We start from the raw sequence: 15,959 nt of genomic DNA, 5'->3' as shown, positions 1-15,959 counted from the left end.
CACGAAATTGCACGAATCTACCGGCAATCTCTACCGTGCGGGCACAGTTTGCTACATTGCGTGACATTCGCCAATATTTCAGTTGCGCCACGTGTGCGGTCACGGACTGTGGGTGCACGCCAAAACCTCACACCATCCATACCGTTACCGAAATGTTGCAAATACCCGCGTCACTGTCTGACTACGAGATTGGATCAGGTCAGGTCAGGCTCCTTCAAGTTCTCCCTGGCCCAGATCGCAGCGGACGTTCGATCGCCCACACCGATCTGCCGAAAGACGCTTCCCAGATGGGCCTTGACTGTCCGCTCCGAGATCCCGAGGGCGCGCGCGATCTGCTTGTTCGCCAGGCCTTTGCTGGCAAGCCCCAGAACCTCGCGCTCGCGCGCGCTGAGTCCATCAGAAGTGCGCTCGGTACGTCGGCCCGGCAACAAGCTGGCCGCGACTCGTGGGTCAATCGGCGAATGCCCTTTCGCCGCAGCGCGAATCGCGTTCATCAATTCCGATGGCTCACAGTCCTTCAACAAGTAGCCGATCGCTCCGGCATCGAGCATGTCGTTAACTCTTGACTCATCGGAGAAAGAGGTAAGTGCCAAGACTCTCGCACCTGGCCGGCTGTTGATCAGTTCTCGGGTGGCCGTGACGCCGTCCATGACCGGCATCGAAACATCCATGAGTACGAGGTCCGGAGCAAGCTCACGATCAAGGGTCAGCGCCTGTTTGCCGTCACTCGCTTCGCCGACGACCTCGATGTCCAGCGCGGTGAGCAGCAGTCCAGCCAGGCCGGCACGGACCAACGCATGGTCGTCCACGAGCAGCAATCGAATCATAGGTACGGTAAGTCCATTCGCACCGTAGTGCCTTGGCCCGGCGCACTTCGTATCGCGAGCATAGATCCTGAGCGGGCGGCGATATCGGACATGAGCTCCAGACCCAGGTGGCCGTCCTCGCCCCGGCGATTGCCGGAAACGCTACGATCGCGGCGCGCGAGATTCGGCGTGGTTGTGTCGAAGCCTGCTCCATCATCCTGAATCTCCAGCCGAACATACGTGCGGCTGCGGCCACCATCGCCGTACTCTTTGACATCGCTCGGTAGTAAGTCACCTGGTTGATGGTCGAAGGCCGCTGTACCGACGGAGATCAAAATGGTGGAAGCGTGCGCATGACGGAGCGCATTTCGTAACGACTCCTGCGCGACACGAAAAAGGGACTCTTGGGCTTCGGGCCTTAGCCTGGCGACAACTGTCTGGTCGACGCTTAGCTGTATTCGTGGACCCCGACCTGTCATTGTGCCAACCAGATCGCGTAGACCGGCCTCGAGTCCTCCTGCCTCGAGACTCGGCGGGTAAATGTCAACCAGCAGCGACCGCAATCCGGCGATGCTGGAACGGACCGTCGTCGCTGAGGTCGCAAGGTTTGCTGCTAGTTCGTGATCACCGATGGCCGACGCACGTTCGCCTGCGGCTGCAACGGAAAAGGAAGAGGCAACGAGTTGCTGGACGACGCCGTCGTGCAGATCGGCTGCAATTCGCTTACGTTCCTCGGTAGCGGCGTCAAGGCTGCGACGAGTGAGCGCTTCGCGTCGTGCTTCTTCGCGCCGAACTCGACGAACCAACGTCCAGAGCAGGGGAAACAACAACACCGCAACCGCGACGAGGCTGCTGACCATGATTCCAGAGAATCCTCGCCACAGGTCAAGTGTCTGGGCGTTGACCGAGTCGTAGCGGAAGTACGCCTCGAGCAGCATGGGCCGTCCTGAAGGAGTCCACACCGGTCGGTAGACCTCGAGCAACTTGCCCTGGCTGCGTTCAAACACATTCTCTGGACGTCGTAAATCACTGACGCTGGCTTCAGTCCGCGATCGTGTCAATGACGACTGCGCTTCATCATCGAGGACGAAGGTTGTGCCGACAAGACGCTTCTCATCGGAAAACACAATCAGGCCGGCCGGATTCCAGAGCTTGATCCGTATGAGCGAGCCACTGAGGACGCCATTGAGCACGACGGGGCCGAGCTTGGAGTTCGCGGCCGTCGAATCGGTCGTCATCGGATCTGTCAACAAAGGTTGGAAGACGGCGGTTGCCAAGATGTTGGTCGTCTCTGCGGCCTCGTGTACCGACTGCTGTTCGGCAAGCCGCCGACTGATGATGCCGCCCGCAATCGCAACAAGCAAAACGACCACAAACATTGCCGTTCCGAACTGAAAGAAGATTCGACGCAAAGACGCCGGTTGCTGCTGGTCGGTCTGCTCGGCGAGGCTTCGATTCAAGACCCGCCATTCTTGGCCGTAAAAGGCGTCCGCGCTGTCGGTATCGGGCTCGGCTGCCTTCGATGAGGCAGCACGGATTACTTGCGCGATCTCTTCACCAGCGCCGGTGCCGGCACCCGCTGCGCTCTTCATCGGGTAAGACTAGTGATGGCCCGCGCCGTCGTCACTGCCCCCGATGCCGCCTCGGTCGTCGCCAGGTTCCGGGGTGCGGGTCGTAGCGCCGCCACGGTCGTCGCCAGGTTCCGGGGTGCGGGTAGCAGCGCCGCCACGGTCGTCGCCAGGTTCCGGGGTGCGGGTCGTAGCGCCGCCACGGTCGTCGCCAGGTTCCGGGGTGCGGGTAGCAGCGCCGCCACGGTCGTCGCCGGGCTCCGGATGGCCTGAATCGGTTGATGTCGCCGACGCTGACCGGGTGCCTTTCGATGCCTGCGGTGCTGGTCCGCGACTTGACACCGATAGTTGATTGCCGACGATCTTGACCTGCTGGGCATTGCTGGGCGTGGGAACCGGGATTTGCTGACTGAAGGATGAATTTCCGACCAGGCCAGCAACAGCGGGCGTGGCTGCGATAGCGGCGGCAGCTATTGCGGACGCGGTGTACAAAACTAGACGCTTCACGGTGAGTCCTTTATTCGTTGGAATTTGTCCAATCAGTTATCCCCCGAATCAGGGTCCCTAGGCGATGAGACGTTGGTACTAGTACCGCAGGCTGGGACGTTCAGCCGTTTACCGGCCGAGTAGGCGAAATTGCGCAGGGTCAATGGTGGGTTTCCGTGGCGCCAACTCGCTCGCTCAACTACCTAGAGTGAAGGCGTGAGTCAGATATCTGCTGCTGTCACGGACCTTGCGTGCGCGGGCGTTCTCATCGGTTGCGCCTACGCCGACCGTGAAGAGCCCTCGCGCTGGTGGTCTGTCGCTTTTGCATCCGCTGCCCTCGGAAGTGCTATCGGCGCAGTGCACCACCTCGCCTTTCCGCCAGCAACGACAGGAGATTCAGGCTCCGCGGCGAGCTTCGCTGCCGCTGGGGCGGCCCTCGCGATTTCGCTGGCATCGCTCCTTACAGCGTCGCTCGCTACCGTCAAAGTCGTACGAGGAGAGTGGATTGCCAGACTGGGCTGGCTCTGCAGCGCATTGTTTGTGGTAGCCGCACTGGCGGGCAAAGGAACGGTCGGGCCCTTAGTTGTCCTTCAGCTTCCTACGATGATTTCCATAGTCGGCGTATGGCTGTACGCGGCGCGGAAGGAATTGGCTGGTGCGCGCGAGGTACTTGCTTCGTTCATCGTGACAGCTGCCTCGGCGCTAGCATTTGTGCCGCCGACCAAGCGGATTGGTCTGTCACTGGATATCGATCCAGTCACGTTCCAGCATCTCTTGCAGTTGCCCGGACTGGCAATGATTGCACTGGCGGTTCGCTGGAGGGTGGGAAACGTATCGAAGGTCGGCGTACAGCGGCGTTTCGGCGAAAATCTCGGATAATCCGCGACTACGGTCGATTTCCCGATCGCGTGTTCGGCTAAGTACCGCGTGGGCGCCGGATGTTGGTGTCTTCGTTACCCACCCAATGCGTCTCGGCTTCTCTCAGATATACGTAGGTATCGACATCGAGCCCGGCTCGCTGCGCGGCTGCCCGAACCGAGGGGTGCAGCAGGTCGAATCGCCGCGATCTCGTTGAGACACTGGAATTTGGGGTCAGTCGCATTGTCCTCACTCCTTCTGCCGTCTTGGAGCTACACCACATCACGACCCTCCGACAGTTCCGCTCGAGCGCGAGTCCATTCCGTCAGGGACCGACTCGAGCCAGACGACGGGCGCGCGCTCGGGCTCGGCCTCGTCACACTCTCGATCACTTCGACGCGAACAGAGAATGCGCCTTTGGCGATGATCCAGGTGACTTGTCCGGGAACGATCGACTAGGTCGTTCTGGGCGGTCGTCTGAAGCTCTCCAAAGGGTCCCCGTCGAGCAATTGCCGACGATTTGCGGCGGCGGACACCTGGAACCGGACGAAATCTGTCGGTTCCATCGAGGAGGTCGTGTGTCTCAAGATGATTGCGACTTCGCTACACGACATTGACACCGACCGGACCGCGCCATACCGTCCCACCCACCAACGATATCGAAATCTCGAAGCGTTGATCTGGGCCGCGCTTTTACGCTGAAGCGCGTCCGTGCATCGGCGCCGCAAAAACGTCCGGCGTCTCTCGCCGGAGGACCTCCAACACCGAAAGGTCTTGTCTATGCGCGCAAAAGTGCTGATTGCTGGTGTGGCGATTGCGGCATCATCGGTCGCCCTCGTGGCCTGTAGCTCGTCAAAGAACTCTTCGAGCGGGTCGAACGCGACTGGTGGCTCGACGTCTCAAGCCACCGGAGCGCTCAAGATCGGCGTGCTTTCTGATCTGACCGGTGCGAGTGCGTCCGGTTTCATCACCACGGAAAAGGGCATCAAGGCCTACACCGACGCGGTGAACAAAGCCGGCGGGATCAACGGCCAGCAAATCCAATACGTCATGGGCGATACGACATCGACCGCTGCCGGTGCGTTGACTGCGGCGCAGAAGATGGTCCAGACGGACAAGGTGTTTGCCATCGTGGAGGTGTCGGCGTTCTCCTTCGGGGCCGAGAGCTTCCTCCTGAAGCAGGGCATTCCCATGGTCGGCGGCGGTTTCGACGGTCCGATCTGGACCGACCCGAAGAACACCAATCTCTTCGATAGCGTTCCAATCACGAACTATCTCGATTACCAGGTCGCCATAGGGCAGTTCTTCAAGTCACAAGGGGTGACCAAGTGTGCGTCGCTGGGTTACGCCGATTCGAAGAGCTCATCTGACAGCGTCAAGGCGTTCAACAAGTCCTGCGAGGCGGCCGGTCTGACCTCGGTATTCTCGCAGGGCGTGCCGTTCGGCAGCACCGATATGGGTGCTGTGGCAATCAAGGTCAAGGATTCGGGAGCGGACGGGCTGTTCTACTCGACGGTGCCGAACACCGCCTTCGCCTTGAACGCAGCGTTGCGCCAGCTTGGTGTGAACCTGAAAGTCGCATCGTTGCCCACCGGTTACGGAGGTGACCTGTTGTCCTCAGCACCGGCAGTGCAGGCCGCCCAGGGTGACTTCTTCAGCACCGTCGGCCTACCCGCCGAGGCGAACACGCCGGCCACCCAGAAGCGGGCCGCCGACTTCGCCGCGGTCGGGGTAACGGGACCGCCGACCTTCGCCGAGCAGGAGGCTTACCTAGCGATGACTGCCTTCACGGCGGGTCTCAAAGGCACCGGGGCGAACCCCAGTCGCGACAAGTACATCAGCACCATGTCGGGCATCAAGGACTTCGACGGTGACGGTCTGCTCGCGCCGCAGAAGGTCAATTTCCGTGACTACCGCCCGAAGCAGTCTTGCTTCTACTACGTCAAGCTCCAGGGCACCGCGTTCCAGAATGTGCAGGGCTCACCGTTCTGCGGACCGAACGTGCCGTTGAACGGGTAACTATCAGTAACGATTAGCTAGATCGATTGGGCGAGGGCCAGAAGTGGCCCTCGCCCAATCGTCTGCTGCCGCGCACTCCAATGACGAGTACCTTCGCGCCGATGAGGTCGTTGTGCCGAAGGAGCGGCCAGCTCAACGAGTCGATCAACGACGCGTCGAAGCGGGTGGCTCAATCTGCCTAAATCAGAACCGGTCAGCAGCTCCACAGCTTCGCCGGCCGAGCGCATCTCAACCTGTCGTCGCAGCCTGCCAAGTCGTCTTATGCTTCTGTTGCTTTGATCGACGGCCTCGCCTTGTCCGTCGCCAACTGGCCGCGAAATTGGCACAATATGAGCCGAGGGTCCGGCACCTCTCATCAGGTTCTCGCTCAACTGAACAGTTGGGGCATCGACACCGACTCTGCGCGAACGTCGCTCAGCAAGATCGATCTCAACTCCTTGGTATCAGTGCTCAGACCCGCCCGCGGTACGTAGCGATATCTCTTGGCGTCAGCCCTTTTCGGGGCAATCGATGCAGTACTCGATCTCGGAGCGCTCTGGTTTGCGGGGCGTGCCGATTGCGCTGACCTGGGTTTACTGTCGGTCCTTACCAATTTCGTACCCAATATGGGATTCGTGCTCGGGGTGGTGCCGCCCGCGTTACTCGCGCTCCTCGACCACGGTTGGCAGTTCGTTCCAGGTCCACTTGAAGCCCTACTTGCGGTTGCCGCAACGTTGCTGGCGCGGGCCGTGTTCGTCGATTAGGACCCGGGCGCACGGTGATGTTGATCTTCGGCTCGTCCCGACGGCTCGCCAAAGCCAGGCGCCGGTACCAGAGGCGTTCCCCTTTCGCGGTGAGGGCGAAGGACTCCTGACAAGAGTTGGTCTACAAGAGTTAATCTGATTGTCATCTGGCCGAGGCTGCTGGTACACCGACGTCACGCAAGTCGGCCTACCCTTTTAACTAGGTGACGATGCCAGCCATTAGGTGGTGACCGGAAATGACCACAATCTTCTCCGAGCGTGCCGAAGAGACCGTTTCGCTTCCCCGACCGACACCCGCAGATCGGCGCCGGGAGCTTGGTTCGTCAGAGCGCTCGATGTTGGCCGAACGACTGCTCGCAGAATTCGGTGCGTTCCTCGGAACGCACACCGTGATGTCGGTTCTCGCGCAGCATGCCCGAAACGGCGGAACGAGCGAAGAAGTAGAAGAGCTTTCGCGGCGCGATCTATCGGAGATCTTTGCCGACTCATAGGCCTAGGGTCAGATTTCGGGAGCCCGACGCACATCGATGAGTTCGATACCAAGGTCACGCATCCGGTCAAATAGTGCATGCAGTCTGGCTTGATCGAGGTCGCCGGTCAGCACCGTAGCGGTCGGCTCGACATCCGTCGCCAGATCTGCAAATGCCTGTCGCGCGGCTGGTCCCAAGACACCTACCACTCTGATCTCATAGTTCATGCCTGCCATGTGCGCCCGCCCACCTAGCTCGCTCCGGTGCCTTTATGTTGCTCCGCAGCCAGATTCATGCATCATGCGTCTGGCATGAGAGCGACGCACTGTTGCGACGAACCATTCGTCATCCGAAAATGATGATGCCTGCGACGCCGGCCCGGCGTAGTTATTGAGCTTGTTTGGCTCTGTATCGGCATGATTGTGGATTAGGTGAAGACGTGTCCGAACCTGAAGACGCTGTTCCCGCCCCCCCTACAAACGGCGCGGACGAAGGTAAGCCTCGCCGGCGGATGACCGGATCCTCCTGGGCCTGGATTCGGGTGGTAATCGTTGTTGCCATCCTGCTCGTGATCCTTATTCCCTTGATCGTCGACGTTCGAGACGACGACGACAAGCAGACCGTGGCCAGTACGGACGGCGTTTGTTCTGCGATTCCGGTCGCCGCCGAGGTGCTGCCGTCGGTTGTCACAATTCAGGTACAAGGTGCGGGAGGCGCGGGCACGGGCTCGGGTGAATTCATCAATTCGGACGGCTACTTGCTGACGAACAACCACGTTATTTCAAGCGCCGCGAGCGGCGGCACCGTGACCGTGATCCTGTCATCTGGCGAAGAGAAAGCGGCGAAGATCATCGGACGCGATCAACTGACGGATCTTGCAGTCCTAAAGGCAGACGTATCAGGCGCGCAGTCCAAGCCGATCCATTTCGACACCGAGAACGATCTTGTGATAGGTCAACCGGTGTTCTCGGTCGGCGCGCCGCTCGGCCTGTCGAACACGGTTAGCGCGGGCATCGTCAGCAGTCTCGGCCGCACGATTCGGGTGCCTTCGGACGGGGGTCGAACCGCTTTGCTGGTTTCGGCGATCCAAACTGACGCATCTATAAACCCTGGCAACAGTGGCGGGACTCTGGCTAATTGCGCAGGGGATCTCGTAGGAGTACCTACCGCTGGAGCCACGGCAAGCGACTCGGTGGGTGGACAGGTTGCGGGCAGTATCGGTTTGGGCTTCGCGATCCCCGCAGCTACGGCTATGACCATCGCAAACGAGATCATCGCCGATGGAAGCGCCACCCACAGCTACGTAGGCCTTTCCGTTGTATCGGTGGGAGGCGTCGCTTCTCCCAGCACGGCGCGTGGCCTCTACGTCACGGCCGTCGATCCCGCCGGTCCGGCGGCAAAAGCTGGAATCCAAGTTGGAGACGTCATAACAAGCATCAACGGCGAGTCGGCACGTAGCGCTGATGACATCGAGAGTCTGACACTGACCCGAAGAGCCGGCGACAGCGTGAGCATTACCTTCAACAGGGCTGGCGCATCACACACCGCGTCAGTCGTAGTTGCCGCACAACCCTCCCAATAGCGAGCCAATCGTGCGAATCTGCTGGTGGATTGTCGCCGGCGCGCCTGGCACTATCTAGTCATGTCCGTCGTCAAGATCAACGCAATTACCGTACCGGCCGACAGCGGTGACGAGTTGGCCAGGCGCTTTGCCGCTCGAGCCGGGAGCGTCGACGGTCAGGACGGGTTCGAGGGATTCGAACTTCTGAAGCCCACCGACGATCGCACGACGTGGCTGGTGGTGACGCGCTGGCGGGACGACGAGGCATTCTCGGCGTGGATTTCCTCACCTGGCTTCGGGCATGGGAATCAGACCACAGGCAATGGCGGCACGCCCCCGCCACAAGACAGGGTGGGGATCCATTCCGAACTCTGGTCTTTCGCGATAGCGGGCGGCTCGCCCGGCTGACACCGTTGTGTCTAGCGCCTTGATCGATTGAGGTCGTCAACCACCGCTTGAGCTTGTCCCAACGACGCGAAGTCGACTGCGACCATCGTGGGCAACTGTCCGCGGAGCTTCGCGCAACGTTCCACCCGCGCTTCGAGGAAGCCGGTCGCGTTGACCTCCGCGGATGCGCTGCGACTGCCGGAAGCAATCGTGACGAAGTGGTTCAGTAGGAACAGCCGCTTCCCACTCCCTCCCCGATTCTCGTCACAGCTGCTGTCCTCAGCCAACGCCGAAGCAGAAGAGAAGGAGAATGGCGTTTCTTCGCCGTACGCATAGAAGTTCTGTAGCCAGGGCGCGGCATTTTGAGCGCGTTCGGTGAATACCACGAGTCGGTGTCCGGACGAGATCATCGCGCCAAGAGTCGGCCAGCGGGATGCTGGGTTGGCTGGTGGCGTCGCGATGTAGGGCAATAGGCCGGCCTCCTCGAACGCTGCGATGGTCAGAGCAGCGGGCGTCTCGTCCTGCAGCACGATCGTGACGACCTCGCGAGGGTTGCGATCCAGCCAACCACGCAGTTGCGCCAGCGTCGGGACGATCGGAAGGGCGCCGCCTCTGCACACGACGTGGCACAGCCAGGTGCCCGGTCGCGGGGGATTGGCTACACCTGCGACCGCACTCAATGCGCTCACTGTGTCGGGCGGCAGCCCCGACCCTGCCAGCCGTGAAGCGACCTGTTGAGGAGTTTCCCAAGTCCAGCTGTCGATTTGTAATGCGCGGGCGCCGGCGTCGAGCTGCGTGGTGATGTCTGGATCTTGCAGCGGGAAGAGAAATCGGTCCTCCGTGTTCGCCATGCCGTTATGGGTCGCCAGCGAGGTGACCTGGTCGTAAGGTCGCTGACACAGGTAGGTCTGACCGTTGCAGCGCTGGTCGACATGCGGTCGCGCGGGGGCGAGAAATCCGGCAATGACCAACAGGCAAGCTGCGCCGAATGCAACGGTCACGGGCCCACCTCGTCCCGTCAACCAGGCGGGAATCCTTCGTTCGCTCGGCGTCGCGGGCTGGCCGAGTCGGTGCCGCTGCTGTTTATGCAGGGCGACAGCCCAATACGCGAGCAACACCGCTACCGCGGCCAGCGCCGGGACGGCCGACGATGAGAACCAAGTCCGCATTGCCTCGGTGCGTGCCGCGTGGGCATTGTCTACGACCAACTGCTGGATCGATCCCGGCCAACTGGGCTGACGCGCCGAGCCGGCAAAACCCCGCAGCCAGAACCACAGGGCGCCACCAACGATGCATGCCAGCACCGTCCCAAGTCCAAGAGCGGCGCCAATCGCAATTGCCTGGCGCCATGGGTTCTTACGAGTCAGGAAGATAAGGCCACCGAGAGCGATCAAGCCGAGAACGATCGAACCTGACAGCAGCAACTCCAAGGGTGTTCCCAACCACCAGCGCACCTTCTCCAGCGCGCCCATGCCGTTCGGGCCCGCAACTTGCTCTACGTACGGCGTGAGGGACCAGGTCCGCGTGCGCGCAATCTGCAATAGGTCGCTTTGCGCAATTCGCGCTACGGCGGTGACGATCTCGCCTCCCACCGCGGCGATGGCTCCGTCGAGATCACCCGTGACCAGAGCGGCATGAACCGCGGGCTGAACGCTGGCCCGATCGTTGCCGGGGACCTGGGAGAGCAGCACGGTCTCGACTGCTTGCTTGCTTCGTGCGTCCAAGGGCACGGTCGGCAAGACCGAGGGTCGACGTCCGTTGCGTAGATCGTTGACGACTTGTCGAAAACGCTGCTCGAAGTCTTGGACGGTAACGGTTTTGAGTTCGGGCGTCGCCGCCAGCACCTCTGAGAGGTAACTTTCGGCCGCCCCTTGCAGATTGGCCAGCACCGGGTCAAGGGAAACATCGAGTTCGAGCGTGGGAGTGTCGCCGTTCAGCCAGCGAAGGAACCGCCGTAACTGTTCGGCGACAAGTTCACGCAGCGTGTCCGGTGGCAAGACCAGTCGTACATTCACGCCAATCGCGGCGGTGAGTGCCGCGGGTTGGCCCGCCAGTAGATCCGCCGTCAGTCTCGACAGCTGCGGATCCACCAATACCTCGTCATAAATACGTTCGAAGGTATTCGTGCGGTCTGCCGTGGCGATGTAGAAGCTGTCGTTGGCGACGGTGCTACGTACGGTGGTCGCGGCGACGACGTTGACGATACAGAGGCTGACGACAACCAGCGCCACGATTTGCAGCACGCGATTCCACAAGCGAACGGGGGAGTCTGTGGACGAAGTTGTTCGCGCCGCTTCCCCGGTCGTGTCGTTCATGGTGCTCACGCCACAGGAGACCTCTCAGTAATGTCTGATCGTCCACCGTCGACTTTGCGATGGTGGACCAGTATGCAGGAACGGCATCTGAATTCATTTCGCCGGACCGAGGCTAGTGGACGATTCAGAATCGGCTTTTACCAATCTTCGACAGCGCGCGGCAGGGTGGTGGCGGACGGGTGTCGGCGACTCCCGCAGCGGCGTGGTCGAATGGTCTTGATCCAAGGAGCGAGAATGCAATCTGACATTGATGCCGAGTCGAAGCGCTCACCTGCCCTTTTCGGATTCTCCGCGAGATCGTGGCGACAGCGCCGCGACCACGGTCGCGCTCTGCGGGCTGTCGTTCCGCGCTCTGCGCACGCCGACGGCGGAATCCCGCATGACCGCGATCCGATCGGAATTCTGCAGCAGCAGGCCGCTGCGCGAATACCCGAACTGATTGGCATCCGGCATAGTCGAATGGCTCAAACGCCGTTCGCGTTTCTACGCGGTGCGGCCGCCGTGATGGCCGCAGATCTGGTGACAACACCTGTTACCGGACCACAGGTTCAGCTCTGTGGCGACGCCCATATTCGTAACTTCGGCACCTTCGGAACGCCGGAGAGGAACCTGACGTTCTCGATCAACGATTTCGATGAGACGTTGCCCGGGCCATGGGAATGGGATCTCAAACGTTTCGCCGCCAGTCTGCAGGTCGTCGCGGCCGAACACGGGTTCAGCCCGTCGGTCTGCAGGGAACTCGTGATAGCTGCCGTGCAGTCCTATCGAGAACGACTGGCCAGATACGCTCAAATGTCCACCCTTGAAGTCTGGTATGACCGCAAAGGCGTCGACGACCTGCTCGGGCACTACGGCCAAAACGCCCGAAGCCAGATAGTGCGGGACATCGCGAAAGCGCACCGTCGAGAACACGACCGAGCCGTGGCCAAGCTGACTGAAACAGCAGACCGGGGCGTGGAGTTGGTCGGCGAGGCAGGTCACGCCGGTGGTGCCGTGCGGTTCCGTGAGGATCCACCGTTGCAGGTACACCTCTCATCATCGGGACAAGACGCGGATGAGGTGGTTGGCACCTTCGACTCGTACCGGTCGAGCTTGTCGGATGACATGAAGATTTTGATGGATCGCTATCAGGTCGTCGATGTCGCTCGTCGGGTGGTCGGCGTGGGCAGCGTTGGCACGCTTGTCTGGATCTGCTTGTTGGAAGGTTCGTCCCGACGCGGTGACGAACGCATAGTGCTGCAGATGAAACAAGCGCAGGCGTCGGTTTTGGAGCCCTATCTGCGACCCTCACAGTTCGCTCGGCACGGCCAGCGGGTGATAGTAGGTCAGCGCCTGACCCAGGGTCCGACCGACATCTTCCTAGGATGGTGTGACGGGCCACAGAACGGCCGCCAGTATTACGTCCGTCAGCTTTGGGATCGAAAGGGACGCTCCGAGCTGACCACGATGAACCAACGCGGATTGAAGGAACATGCAACTCTGTGTGCCTGGGCGCTGGCCAGGGCGCACGCTCGATCTGGCGATCCGGTAGTCCTTTCGGGCTATCTGGGACGCTCGCGGACGTTCGACCAGGCGATCGCCACTTTTGCGGAGCGCTACGCCGCTTGCAACGCGACGGATCACCGGGAGTTGGTTACCGCCATCGCCGATGGGCGCTTGCAGGGCAGCGACGTGATCTGATCAAAGGATGCCCAAAACTGGAGCATCGGTCAGTCTTCGCCGCCGAGTTCAGCCTCGAATGCTTCATAGATCAGATCTGAGCCGTGTTGCAGATGCCGATCAATGGCGGCGACAAGTTGTGTCCCGAGCACGTGTGTCGAGTCGACGTTCTCGACCGCGGATCCTTTGTCACAGCTGGAAACGACGTCCGAGGCCATGATGGCCATCTGGGCGTGCTCTCTGACCAGCGTCTCGACGCCGTGCGCCAATCGTGGCGCAGCGACCAATATGTCGTTGTGAAACCCCTGCAAGCCTTCGGTGGCCTCCACATGCGCGCGAAGGCAATCCTGTAGTTCCTGAGCCGATTGCCTGGTGTCCGCAGCTGAATTGCTTGTTGGCTCTGCGGCGGCAATCGCCAAGGATTGCTTCAGATGTTCCGTCGCGGCCCGAAGCGTGATGCGGCGTCGCCGGACTGCATCGAGGTCTGGGAGGGATGAGACTCCGGTTGGATCCATATGCGCCTCCTCGGGAATGCACTCTGATTGTGCTCGTCCGTGCCGCGTGTGACCAGATACACGCGGTGTGTCGTGTTCAGTTGAAGGTTGCGTAGGGAGTCAAGCAACGTCGGGGTCGCGCAGGAATGAGCTGAACTGATCCCGGTTGATTTGTTCAGATCAAAGCTGCGGTTTCTGCGGACGATTCGGCGGGATCGCTCGGTCGCGACCAGCGCGTGCGCTGCATCAGGGCGACGGCAGCTTCTCGTTGAGCGATCGCCGGGAGCCAGCCAGTTCACCCGACATCGACTCCGGGGAGGCGGGCGCGCAGCCGCTGTAGTTCGTCAGGACTGACCGCGACGTCTTGAGCCGAGCCTGGCGAGGTGGGGCAGTTCGTCGCGGCCGCGCTCGTCGGTCCACGACCCGTTCCAGTTGTCAACGGCAACTGAAAACTGATCAGTTGTCGCCGCCGACACCAGTCGAGGGTTCCGACGATTCGGGTCGGTCAGGAATTCGAGGATCGGCACCCGAGGGGTCCCTGTAGCAACCGCGCGAATCTGGTCCTCTCGGCGTTGCAGTTGTCGCACCTTCACCGGGCCTTATCGCGGGCCGGGTTTCTGCGAATCGACGATGCCGGAGTGGATTCGTCGAGTGCCGAGACCGCTGATCATTCGGCGGTGTCCCGTAGGTCGTTCCTCTTACGGTGACTGAACTTGACATCGCGTCGCCTGCCGCTTTTCTCGTCGCCAGGCGACGTCATGACCGCGGCGCTGAGCCGATCCACCACGCAACGGCGGTATCCGGAACGCACAGATGAGTTCCGGATAGCGCCGTGTGTGTGTGACTACTTGACCTCGGAGCGGCGCAGGGAGAGCAGCCCGACGACGAGGGGAAGGACGATCCAGATCATCGTGGTCGAGCCGAGCATCGCCCACTCCTTGACAGTGTTCGTGGCGCCATCGAGGAGCGCCACCTGCGTGTAGTGCCAGTCGATCCACGGCTGCAGGTCCTCGAACCACGAACGCACCTGAGCCAGGAGCGCGAGAATGCCGGGCATGACTAGTGAAGCGACGAAGTAGCCCACGATCGCGGCCGCGGAGTTGCGCAGCACGACACCGAGTGCGAAGCCGAAGGCCATGCCCACCAGGTTGTAGAGCACCATCTGGAGTGCCATGGACAACGAAATGTCCCACGCGGTGTCGACGCCTGCGAGTGCTGACCCGGCCGCGTTGCCGAGGGCGCCAACCGCAAAGGCGACGGAGACGGCGCCGAGGCCCACCAGGAGGGTCGCGATCGCCTTGGCGCCGATCACGCGTTCGCGGCTCGGCACCAGCGTGAACGTGGTTAGCCCACTTCGCTGGCTCCACTCACCCGTGACGGCCAGGATCGCGATGATCGGCAAGATCACTGACATCGGGAACCCGCTCGCCCTCACGAAGTTCTGGTAGGTGACGTCGCTGTTGAGGCCGAGGACGAGGAGCGACCCGGCCGAGATGGGCGACAGGGCGCCGATGCTGATGAGCATCCAGAATCCCGAGCGGGTGTTGAACATCTTGCGCAGCTCGACCTTGACGAGTCGGGTGGCCGGGATGGGTTGGGCGGTCCGTCGGGCCGGCTCGGCCTCGATGGTGTCGGGAGGGATGATCGTGGCGGTCATGCCGCAACTCCTTCGCGTTGGGTGTCGGCAGTGAGCGACAGAAACATGTCTTCGAGCCCGGCGCCCTCGGCGGACCGAAGCTCGGTGAGGGCGATGCCGGCGGTCAGGGCCACGGCCCCCACCCGAGTGGGGTCGGCATCGGTGCGGACCGAGCCGTCCCCGGCGAGCGTGCAAGGGATCCCGGCCCGCTCGAGCGCGTCAGCGAGGTCGCGCGGTGACGTCGACCGGACCAGCGTCCCCGCTGCCGCCAGCAGCTCTTCCTTGCTGCCGGACGCGACGATCTTCCCGTTGCCGATCACGACCAGGTCATCGGCGATGACCTCGACCTCGTGGAGCAGGTGCGAGGACAGCAGCACCGTGCCGCCCTGACTGGCGAAGCCCGTCAGCAGATCGCGCATCCACCGGATCCCGCCAGGGTCGAGCCCGTTGGCCGGCTCGTCGAGGATCAGCACCTTGGGATCTCCGAGGAGTGCGGTGGCGACACCGAGCCGCTGGCGCATCCCGAGGGAGTAGTTGCGCACCCGGCGCTTGGCCTCGGTGGGTGTCAGACTCACCAGCTCGAGCATCTCGTCAACGCGGCGGCGGGGCAGGCCGATGGTGTCGGCGGCGATCGTGAGGATCTCGCGTCCGGTGCGGCCGGCGTGCTGGGCGGAGGCGTCGAGAAGGACGCCCACCTCGAGGCCGGGGTTGGGGAGGTCGGCGAACCGTTCTCCGTTGATGGTCGCGGTGCCGGACGTCGGGGCGGTCAGGCCGACCATCACGCGCATCGTGGTGGACTTGCCGGCGCCGTTCGGGCCGAGGAAGCCTGTGACGCGACCGGACTGGGCGGTGAAGGAGACGTTGTCGACGGCGGTGAAGCCGGCGTACCTCCGGGTCAGTGACTCAACAGTGATCATGTGAGAACCCTCGCCGCGTCGCAGCGTGCGCACATCGGCG

16 protein-coding genes are annotated in these 15,959 nt (G+C 61.9%); 7 read left to right on the top strand and 9 right to left on the bottom strand.

Annotated elements, in window-relative coordinates; genetic code table 11:
- Positions 1–194: 194 nt before the first annotated feature.
- The 3 genes from ACSMXN_RS12700 to ACSMXN_RS12690 are packed head-to-tail and all read right to left on the bottom strand — an operon-like array spanning position 195 to position 2,881.
- Entirely contained in the window at positions 195–827 is a 633-nt protein-coding gene (locus ACSMXN_RS12700; protein ID WP_022911825.1) for a response regulator transcription factor, read from the bottom strand.
- Positions 824–2,398: an ATP-binding protein gene (locus ACSMXN_RS12695; protein WP_022911824.1), complete on the bottom strand. Its 1,575-nt coding sequence runs from the start codon at positions 2,396–2,398 to the stop codon at positions 824–826. Before ACSMXN_RS12695 ends, ACSMXN_RS12700 begins: the two co-directional genes overlap by 4 nt.
- 9 nt (positions 2,399–2,407) lie before the next feature.
- Positions 2,408–2,881 (bottom strand): hypothetical protein, encoded by a 474-nt coding sequence (locus ACSMXN_RS12690; RefSeq protein WP_022911823.1) that lies wholly within the window; start codon positions 2,879–2,881, stop codon positions 2,408–2,410.
- Positions 2,882–3,076: 195 nt separating this feature from the next.
- Between ACSMXN_RS12690 and ACSMXN_RS12685 the strand changes: the two genes are divergently transcribed.
- Entirely contained in the window at positions 3,077–3,739 is a 663-nt protein-coding gene (locus tag ACSMXN_RS12685) for a DUF6962 family protein (RefSeq protein WP_022911822.1), read from the top strand.
- Positions 3,740–3,776: 37 nt separating this feature from the next.
- Here ACSMXN_RS12685 and ACSMXN_RS12680 read toward each other — a convergent pair whose 3' ends face one another.
- Positions 3,777–3,962, bottom strand: a complete 186-nt coding sequence (locus ACSMXN_RS12680) for a hypothetical protein (RefSeq protein WP_155958258.1) — start codon at positions 3,960–3,962, stop codon at positions 3,777–3,779.
- A gap of 536 nt (positions 3,963–4,498) precedes the next feature.
- Between ACSMXN_RS12680 and ACSMXN_RS12675 the strand changes: the two genes are divergently transcribed.
- From ACSMXN_RS12675 to ACSMXN_RS12665, 3 genes are all read left to right on the top strand, one after another.
- Complete coding sequence (locus ACSMXN_RS12675; protein ID WP_455407585.1) at positions 4,499–5,737, top strand: ABC transporter substrate-binding protein; 1,239 nt, start codon at positions 4,499–4,501, stop codon at positions 5,735–5,737.
- 482 nt (positions 5,738–6,219) lie between these two features.
- On the top strand, positions 6,220–6,480 hold the full coding sequence (locus ACSMXN_RS12670; protein ID WP_022911819.1) for a hypothetical protein: 261 nt from the start codon (positions 6,220–6,222) through the stop codon (positions 6,478–6,480).
- 236 nt (positions 6,481–6,716) lie between these two features.
- Positions 6,717–6,971, top strand: a complete 255-nt coding sequence (locus ACSMXN_RS12665; protein WP_022911818.1) for a hypothetical protein — start codon at positions 6,717–6,719, stop codon at positions 6,969–6,971.
- An 8-nt stretch (positions 6,972–6,979) separates the two neighbouring features.
- Here the strand turns inward: ACSMXN_RS12665 and ACSMXN_RS12660 are convergent, their stop codons facing one another.
- Positions 6,980–7,186, bottom strand: a complete 207-nt coding sequence (locus tag ACSMXN_RS12660; protein WP_022911817.1) for a hypothetical protein — start codon at positions 7,184–7,186, stop codon at positions 6,980–6,982.
- Between the two features lie 203 nt (positions 7,187–7,389).
- Here ACSMXN_RS12660 and ACSMXN_RS12655 point away from each other — a divergent pair, with 203 nt between their 5' ends.
- Together ACSMXN_RS12655 and ACSMXN_RS12650 are read left to right on the top strand one after the other, a co-directional pair.
- Positions 7,390–8,532, top strand: coding sequence for a trypsin-like peptidase domain-containing protein (locus tag ACSMXN_RS12655; protein ID WP_155958256.1), 1,143 nt, complete (start codon positions 7,390–7,392; stop codon positions 8,530–8,532).
- A gap of 60 nt (positions 8,533–8,592) precedes the next feature.
- On the top strand, positions 8,593–8,919 hold the full coding sequence (locus ACSMXN_RS12650) for an antibiotic biosynthesis monooxygenase family protein (protein WP_022911815.1): 327 nt from the start codon (positions 8,593–8,595) through the stop codon (positions 8,917–8,919).
- A gap of 11 nt (positions 8,920–8,930) precedes the next feature.
- Here ACSMXN_RS12650 and ACSMXN_RS12645 read toward each other — a convergent pair whose 3' ends face one another.
- Positions 8,931–11,213 (bottom strand): PI-PLC domain-containing protein, encoded by a 2,283-nt coding sequence (locus ACSMXN_RS12645; RefSeq protein ID WP_155958254.1) that lies wholly within the window; start codon positions 11,211–11,213, stop codon positions 8,931–8,933.
- A gap of 234 nt (positions 11,214–11,447) precedes the next feature.
- On the opposite strand from ACSMXN_RS12645, the gene ACSMXN_RS12640 reads away from it, so the two are divergent.
- Positions 11,448–12,893 carry a DUF2252 domain-containing protein gene (locus ACSMXN_RS12640; RefSeq protein ID WP_022911813.1) on the top strand — a complete coding sequence of 482 codons (1,446 nt, stop codon included), beginning with the start codon at positions 11,448–11,450 and terminating at the stop codon, positions 12,891–12,893.
- Positions 12,894–12,922: 29 nt separating this feature from the next.
- Here ACSMXN_RS12640 and ACSMXN_RS12635 read toward each other — a convergent pair whose 3' ends face one another.
- The 3 genes from ACSMXN_RS12635 to ACSMXN_RS12625 form a co-directional block, all read right to left on the bottom strand.
- Positions 12,923–13,387, bottom strand: a complete 465-nt coding sequence (locus ACSMXN_RS12635) for a hypothetical protein (protein WP_022911812.1) — start codon at positions 13,385–13,387, stop codon at positions 12,923–12,925.
- An 823-nt stretch (positions 13,388–14,210) separates the two neighbouring features.
- Positions 14,211–15,023 carry an ABC transporter permease subunit gene (locus tag ACSMXN_RS12630; protein ID WP_022911810.1) on the bottom strand — a complete coding sequence of 271 codons (813 nt, stop codon included), beginning with the start codon at positions 15,021–15,023 and terminating at the stop codon, positions 14,211–14,213.
- Positions 15,020–15,919: an ATP-binding cassette domain-containing protein gene (locus tag ACSMXN_RS12625; RefSeq protein ID WP_022911809.1), complete on the bottom strand. Its 900-nt coding sequence runs from the start codon at positions 15,917–15,919 to the stop codon at positions 15,020–15,022. The genes ACSMXN_RS12630 and ACSMXN_RS12625 overlap by 4 nt, the downstream gene beginning before the upstream one ends.
- Between the last annotated feature and the right edge of the window lie 40 nt (positions 15,920–15,959).

Source organism: Parajatrophihabitans canadensis (assembly GCF_053764775.1).
Note: the sequence above shows the minus strand (reverse complement) of the source record. Positions and strands in the feature narration are given on the sequence as shown.

Bases quoted from the DNA above. Each gene is read 5' to 3' on its own strand.
- ACSMXN_RS12635 (WP_022911812.1), bottom strand. From the start codon at position 13,387: ATGGATCCAACCGGAGTCTCATCCCTCCCAGACCTCGATGCAGTCCGG.
- ACSMXN_RS12630 (WP_022911810.1), bottom strand. From the start codon at position 15,023: ATGACCGCCACGATCATCCCTCCCGACACCATCGAGGCCGAGCCGGCC.
- ACSMXN_RS12660 (WP_022911817.1), bottom strand. From the start codon at position 7,186: ATGGCAGGCATGAACTATGAGATCAGAGTGGTAGGTGTCTTGGGACCA.
- ACSMXN_RS12680 (WP_155958258.1), bottom strand. From the start codon at position 3,962: ATGCGACTGACCCCAAATTCCAGTGTCTCAACGAGATCGCGGCGATTC.
- ACSMXN_RS12695 (WP_022911824.1), bottom strand. From the start codon at position 2,398: ATGAAGAGCGCAGCGGGTGCCGGCACCGGCGCTGGTGAAGAGATCGCG.
- ACSMXN_RS12665 (WP_022911818.1), top strand. From the start codon at position 6,717: ATGACCACAATCTTCTCCGAGCGTGCCGAAGAGACCGTTTCGCTTCCC.
- ACSMXN_RS12675 (WP_455407585.1), top strand. From the start codon at position 4,499: ATGCGCGCAAAAGTGCTGATTGCTGGTGTGGCGATTGCGGCATCATCG.
- ACSMXN_RS12650 (WP_022911815.1), top strand. From the start codon at position 8,593: ATGTCCGTCGTCAAGATCAACGCAATTACCGTACCGGCCGACAGCGGT.
- ACSMXN_RS12700 (WP_022911825.1), bottom strand. From the start codon at position 827: ATGATTCGATTGCTGCTCGTGGACGACCATGCGTTGGTCCGTGCCGGC.
- ACSMXN_RS12625 (WP_022911809.1), bottom strand. From the start codon at position 15,919: ATGATCACTGTTGAGTCACTGACCCGGAGGTACGCCGGCTTCACCGCC.
- ACSMXN_RS12640 (WP_022911813.1), top strand. From the start codon at position 11,448: ATGCAATCTGACATTGATGCCGAGTCGAAGCGCTCACCTGCCCTTTTC.
- ACSMXN_RS12645 (WP_155958254.1), bottom strand. From the start codon at position 11,213: ATGAACGACACGACCGGGGAAGCGGCGCGAACAACTTCGTCCACAGAC.